The organism is Microbulbifer sp. TYP-18 (assembly GCF_040932045.1).
Classification (GTDB): domain Bacteria; phylum Pseudomonadota; class Gammaproteobacteria; order Pseudomonadales; family Cellvibrionaceae; genus Microbulbifer.
In genome coordinates this window covers 1-4627 of sequence record NZ_JBFRBC010000060.1, presented here as the reverse complement: position 1 = coordinate 4627, position 4627 = coordinate 1, and the positions used below count along the sequence as shown (strand labels likewise).

General features: G+C 43.2%; 6 protein-coding genes and 1 pseudogene. All 7 read right to left on the bottom strand.

Translation table 11 applies throughout. The features are described 5' to 3' along the window. Window positions 1–594, bottom strand: a 594-nt coding sequence (locus ABVT36_RS18700; protein WP_368457912.1) for a hypothetical protein, incomplete at its 3' end; no start/stop codon positions are given. 210 nt (window positions 595–804) lie between these two features. Next, window positions 805–1362, bottom strand: coding sequence for a hypothetical protein (locus tag ABVT36_RS18695; RefSeq protein WP_368457911.1), 558 nt, complete (start codon window positions 1360–1362; stop codon window positions 805–807). Window positions 1363–1523: 161 nt separating this feature from the next. Further along, a pseudogene (locus ABVT36_RS18690) lies at window positions 1524–1640 on the bottom strand (IS256 family transposase); the annotation flags it as partial. A gap of 256 nt (window positions 1641–1896) precedes the next feature. Next, the gene (locus tag ABVT36_RS18685) at window positions 1897–2322 is read right to left on the bottom strand and encodes a hypothetical protein (protein ID WP_368457910.1); all 426 of its coding nucleotides are present in this window, start codon (window positions 2320–2322) and stop codon (window positions 1897–1899) included. After that, a complete protein-coding gene (locus tag ABVT36_RS18680; protein WP_368457909.1) occupies window positions 2322–2801 on the bottom strand; it encodes a hypothetical protein in 480 nt (159 codons plus the stop codon). Before ABVT36_RS18680 ends, ABVT36_RS18685 begins: the two co-directional genes overlap by 1 nt. A 39-nt stretch (window positions 2802–2840) precedes the next feature. After that, window positions 2841–3347 carry a hypothetical protein gene (locus ABVT36_RS18675; RefSeq protein WP_368457908.1) on the bottom strand — a complete coding sequence of 169 codons (507 nt, stop codon included), beginning with the start codon at window positions 3345–3347 and terminating at the stop codon, window positions 2841–2843. Continuing rightward, on the bottom strand, window positions 3337–4627 hold a 1291-nt coding region (locus ABVT36_RS18670; RefSeq protein WP_368457907.1), incomplete at its 5' end, for a hypothetical protein. The genes ABVT36_RS18670 and ABVT36_RS18675, both read right to left, overlap by 11 nt.

Genomic DNA, 4627 nt, shown 5'->3' with positions numbered 1-4627 from the left:
TTGTGCACTTTCACCCCCTCCCTGCCAATTCATCACATACTGCATTGCAGCCGTAATGGCACCATTGGCAAACTTTCCGCCACTTAACTCCGAGGTTGTACCACCAACAACCATAGTGGTAACCAACTGCACAGATTCCGGTAGCCTGCCAATCGCCGGCGACAGACTCTTGGTCACCGCAGCGGAAATAAACCCGTGCCCGAACTTGCCCCCCTGCAGATCCGCGGCTATGCCGCCCACCACACCATGGGCCATTACCATGGTGACATAGATCTCCTTGGAGACCCAGACGTTCTCGCCAACCTGGATAGCCCCGGGCGTATCCGCAGATACCCCATTTCCCGCCCCATAGTTGCCAATGGCCTCAAAAGCCTTGTTGGACGCAAACGCAATGGCGCCTGCTTTTACGCCCTGCTTGAAGGCCTCTCTGTCCGAGGCGCCGTTGGCTTTGGCAAAGAAAGCGGTCGTTATGGCAAAGGCCAGGGGATTTGTGCTGGCTGCGAGCATGACCACTGACTGGAAAATCTGCGGTAAATTCTCCTTAAACGACCAGTACCCGGTGGGATCGGTAAACGCCAGGGGGTTATTGTGCACATAGCTCTATAAATGAATATGCGAAGGAATTAATTTCTGCAACTATATTAAAATTAGAAACCAATGAAGTAAAAAGCAATTCGATCGACCTCCGCATTAAATTCATTTTTTAATCCACTGAAATAAATAAATGTCTTCTTAGCCCTTTTTGTTAATTTAAAGAAGCAAAGTTATTATCAATAGCCTCAATTATTCTTAGTTAATACCTGGTTACTCAACTAAATTGCATTGGCTTACTTCAATCATTAAATACACCCCTGGATCGAAATAATTTTTAATTTCTTTTGAACTGCTGACGGCCTGAGAGTCAATTAAAGAATATTGCTCATTCATTATTTCCTTAATAAAAAGACCATAATTAGCCAAGATTTTGGAAAAGTCGCTTGATTTAAAGTATTCATGGAAATCATCTAGTCCTTGCTTCCGGAAGGTAGCTTGGTATAAAAACCAATTTTGCCAATGTGGAGCGTACCCAACATAGCCTTGATATCGGATTGACGTTACATTTTTCAAAATTTCTATACTATTAGTTTTATTTACAATCTGCTTAAATTTCTCTGCCACTTCGAATTCACTCAGATCACAGTCTGACCAAATCTTCATGTAAGCGTTTTTATCATTACGCTTGGGAATGGAGATTTCGAATTTACACTCATTAAGATTTTCAATTAGCTTCCTTTTATACTCATCTTCCAATATCTCATAAGCATAATTTAATTGACTATAAAACATAGCCATAAATAGTAGACAAAATATTTTACAATTCATATGTCAAATTCATCTCATTTTTCTCTGGAAGATAAACGCCATAGCATAATTGCTGCTTGTCGGCCGGAATTATGATAGTAGTTAAGTGGGACTTGATTGCTGAACATAATGCTTCCGGTATTTAAATCCACATGCCCCGTGCCACTCCCTAAATCTATAAAGGCAGTTTCGGTGAGCTGTTTGATCAGTGGGGTTAGGATGCCGTCTTTTCCGCTGAGGTCTTTGCCCTCACGCAGCGCCTTAACAGCGGCATCCATATCGAAAGTAGGTTTGGTCATGGGTCATCTTTTTTTTGCTAATGGTAAAGAAATGACACAGAATTCTGAACACTACCATCAAGACAAGGACACGGTGATTCGGGTGATCGATGCGATTATCGCTCAGCGTCAGGTGGAACATGCTATGCGGCCGTTAGAGCGCTAACTACTGGTAGTTAGCGCTCTAGGTTTCTTAGTTTTTTGGGGGACAAAAATCAATTTACCAAGTATAAAAAGTAAGCTTGCCTGGGCGTTTTACAATTTCTATATATTGAGTTCAAGCCTTCTCAAAAAGACTCTTATACCATTTTCTTGACGCATCATCCTTCAACCAATCTACAACATCATCAACAAAATGCGGCTCTGGTGTGATGTCCTTCCTGTTTAACTCTCGATCAGAAAAATCAAAGGAGAAAATAAATTTTTCCCCATCCAGCAGGCTAAAGCTCTTCTCAGCTTTAGACTTCTGTTCCACCTTAGCACTAAAGGAGGGCTCGCTTACATCGTACCAGCAATTTTTAAATAATAAAAAAAGCTTGTTTTTTATCACAATTAACGCAAACAGCCTTCCATTCAGTTTTATTCCATATCCATCCTTCTTCTTTAAAGAAAAAAATCTTCTTTTCACACTTTTCGCACCCTTACTAACCTCAAAAGAGATACAAGGGCAGTGAGCATTTTTAATTAGATATAAGTCAGACATTAATCACCCACCGGAGCTGTACCCAAAGTTCCAATCACTCCAAGACCGCCAAAAACTGCATCATACCCAGGATTAGAGCGGCCAAGTTTTGAGACTGCTAAAGAGTAATTACCACCAGACCTAGCCCAATAATATGAGGGGTTAAATTTAGGTACACGATATAGAAAGCCAAAACTCATAACTTTTAAGGTATCCCTACCTATAGAGTTGATTGCGAAATTGGTATAAGTACTTGGCCCCGCTCTTGCCGCAAGATTAAACATTGAATAGCCAGCAGAGACACCCACACGAACGCCACCTAAGAACATTAATTCAGGAGCACTAGGCTTAGCCATACCTGTAGCTAAAGGATTAATTAACGTCCCAGTATTAGAATCAAAACTATAGGCTGTCGTACCATCTGCGCTAACTGTGTTACCAAACGGTCCGACCTCAACGGTAACCGGAACACCATTTTCATCAAAATAGGCTCCTGGCACTGGAGAAAAATTACCGGTCGGCCCCTTTTGTGCAACAGCTTAACGATTTATCTCAAACAGTGCTTTGTAATCCTCGAATCTTTCATTGTTTACACCTGTTTCAATCTCAAAATTTATTTTTTCTTCAACAAGTTCACCAAAATATTCAACAAACCCCTTCTTGTTGAGGGCGCATTTCGAGCAACAAACGCGACCCTCAAACAAATCCTCCTGCTTCAAACTCGAATCATTTCCCGCATTTTCAATTTGGCTTTTAATTTTTACAAGAAAGTAATTTGACAATACCGACAAAGGTAACGTTACAGAGAAACGTTCATTATATATATCCACAGTCTCTTGGCTATCTAGCTGCTGAATTAAACAAGGAGATGCGTATAACCCGATAACTTCCAGCTCTTTTTCCAATTTATCAATACTTAGTTGCTTATTAGATTTTAGGTTTAAACAAAATCCCTCCCCTGTACTGAACCACGATTTTCCTCCAGCATTTACGGAAATTTGAAATAACATCAATACAACAAACAAACAACTTCTGTTAAAATCCATATCTAACCTCAGAGCTATTAGGATTTGGCACAAGGTAGATCGAACCACTTGATGGGGGTCTAGCACCGGCTCCTCCAAGATACTTCATATCGCCTCCCCTAAAAGATAAACCCTTTGTATAACCTATAGTTTCCAGTCCCGAGGCGTTATGCATACTTTGAGCAAACACACCCCAATCAGACGCCATGCCAGTATTACAATGCCGTATATCTATCACTGCTTTAGAAGAAAAATTAGAAAAATCAAGAGAATCAATATTGTATGGAGCTATATTAGAGTTCAGTGCTGAACTTGCCATATTCAAAGTTACCGCCCCCCCACTTCCAAACCCATGTCCCAACATTGTCATGCCATGAATCTGTCTTCCAGAAGTTATAACGCTATTAAAGGTCTCGATAGAATGTATATGGACAATATCGACTGTATAACCAGCACCCTCCAAATCCGTAGCCAAAGCATTAGCAGCTCTAGTGAAATTCCCACCATCAGCGCTTGTTTCTGCGACAGTGATTACATATCTCTTTTGTGCACGTTCATCCCCTCCCTGCCAATTCATCACATACTGCATTGCAGCCGTAATGGCACCATTGGCAAACTTTCCGCCACTTAACTCCGAGGTTGTACCACCAACAACCATAGTGGTAACCAACTGCACAGATTCCGGTAGCCTGCCAATCGCCGGCGACAGACTCTTGGTCACCGCAGCGGAAATAAACCCGTGCCCGAACTTGCCCCCCTGCAGATCCGCGGCTATGCCGCCCACCACACCATGGGCCATTACCATGGTGACATAGATCTCCTTGGAGACCCAGACGTTCTCGCCAACCTGGATAGCCCCGGGCGTATCCGCAGATACCCCATTTCCCGCCCCATAGTTGCCAATGGCCTCAAAAGCCTTGTTGGACGCAAACGCAATGGCGCCTGCTTTTACGCCCTGCTTGAAGGCCTCTCTGTCCGAGGCGCCGTTGGCTTTGGCAAAGAAAGCGGTCGTTATGGCAAAGGCCAGGGGATTTGTGCTGACTGCAAGCATGACCACTGACTGGAAAATCTGCGGTAAATTCTCCTTAAACGACCAGTACCCGGTTGGATCGGTAAACGCCAGGGGGTTATTGTGCACATAGCTGTAGCGGTTATAGCCCTGGCTGCTAGTGGTCCCGTCTATATTGGGGTCCGCCTGCCACTGGCGCATATCCGTATCGTATTTGTCCGTGGTGAGAACGAAGCCTGCGATGTTGCGACGGATTTCCGTAGTGCCGTTCTTGTAGACCTTTTCCACATTG